This is a genomic window from Vreelandella maris, from assembly GCF_013371085.1.
Taxonomy (GTDB): domain Bacteria; phylum Pseudomonadota; class Gammaproteobacteria; order Pseudomonadales; family Halomonadaceae; genus Vreelandella; species Vreelandella maris.
Window position 1 is genome coordinate 1 of record NZ_JABWCV010000074.1, and the last position, 1,561, is coordinate 1,561.

Below are 1,561 nucleotides of genomic sequence, written 5' to 3' on the forward strand. Positions count from 1 at the left end.
TAGCCTGGATTTCTCATAGTACCTCAGCCAGTACCGCACTCAGGCTGTAACACCGCTAAACACCTACTGGCTCGACTTACATCGGCTACTTTTTAACCACTTTCCGGCGTTCAGACACACTTCCCCCTTTCCCCCATTGCTTCGGGCCGGGGGCGCCCGAGCAGTCAGTTAGGAACCAACCGCCTGACGAGATCGGATAGCGCCGTTTTATAGGGGTAGCTGTCACTCATGAGTACTCGGATTCGACGCGTATTGCGGATGATGACCGCGCCTACTTTGATGAGCTTGAGCCTCAGGTTGCTCGGACTCATGCGCGCGAAGGGCGTGTGCTTCAGATAAGTCCGTAACCGCTCGAACAGCGTATAAGCGAAGCCCGACAAGATCAGCCGCCACTGATTGGCCCACCAGTGCGTGCTGGAGGTCCGGTCAGCAAACAGGCTCAGTTGTTGATCCTTGATCCGGTTCTCCATGTCACCCCGGGCACAGTACTGCTCGTAGTAAAGCTTGAAGCCATCATCGTAACGGGAACTGATGATAAACCGGGGATTAGAGCCTAACTCGCCTTCTTCTAGGCGGGCCACCACCCAGCGTGAGTATTTCCAGGAGTGGGCTTGATACTGGAAGCGGAACGTCCCCGCTACTTTCCCTCCCACCTGCCATTGGGTCTTGCGCACCAGCATCATGGGGACGTCCACTTCCTTGAGCAGCCGGCTGTTCTTGGCGATTCCCACGATGTAGTCGACGTGATGCCGATCACACCAGTTCAGCATCCGGGGACGACAAAAGTGGCTATCACCTCGTAACACGATGCGCGTATCGGGCCAGTATTGACGGATAAAGCGTACCAGTAAGGCGAGGATCGCCCAGCTATGGCGGCTGTCGCTGCGGTCACTGGTGCGCAGATAGCTCACCAGTAAGTGGCGCCCACAGAAGACATACAGTGGGAAGTAGCAGTGGTGATCGTAATAACGGTTAAAGAACTTGCCGGGTTGCTCGCCATGCACGGGGATGTCGGTGCCATCAAAGTCCAGCACGATCTCCTTTGGTGGTTCGTCATGCTGTTCAATGAAGTGATGCCACAGCAACTCATGGGCCTTCACTATTGCTTGCCGATCGGCGTTCTGCTCCACCCGGCACAGCGTCGACTTGCCTGCCAGCGTATCCTCTTCACCGAGCGCTGTCTGAAGGGCCTGATCATAGCGCAGGGCCTCATGGTCGTTGAAATCTTCATAGCCAGCGGCGACACCGAACACCCGCTGACGAACCAAAGTGTCGAGCTTATGACGAACCTGTTCCGGTGCGCGGGGATCATGAAGCACGGCGGCCAAGCGGCGTGTCAGGCGATGCTGTTTATCGACTTCACGAAGCAGGAGTAATCCGGCGTCCGACGTAATGTGGCCCCCGGAGAAGTCGGCTTCAATTTGGCGGCGTGAGAGTGGCGAGAAGGTCAGCTTTTCAGGTACCATTTTGGAAGCGGCTGTTGGTGCTTGATGGATTGGTTAGGTTCTTGAAATCATAGCACTTTCAGCCGCTTTCTTTTATACCCTGTGAGAAATCCGGG

The 1,561-nt window shown here is 55.8% G+C and carries 1 protein-coding gene; it reads right to left on the minus strand.

Annotated elements, in window-relative coordinates; genetic code table 11:
* Nucleotides 1-164 precede the first annotated feature (164 nt).
* Complete coding sequence (locus HUO07_RS21490) at nucleotides 165-1,466, minus strand: IS1380 family transposase (RefSeq protein WP_035565795.1); 1,302 nt, start codon at nucleotides 1,464-1,466, stop codon at nucleotides 165-167.
* Nucleotides 1,467-1,561: the final 95 nt, after the last annotated feature.

Bases quoted from the DNA above. Each gene is read 5' to 3' on its own strand.
- HUO07_RS21490 (WP_035565795.1), bottom strand. From the start codon at position 1,466: ATGGTACCTGAAAAGCTGACCTTCTCGCCACTCTCACGCCGCCAAATT.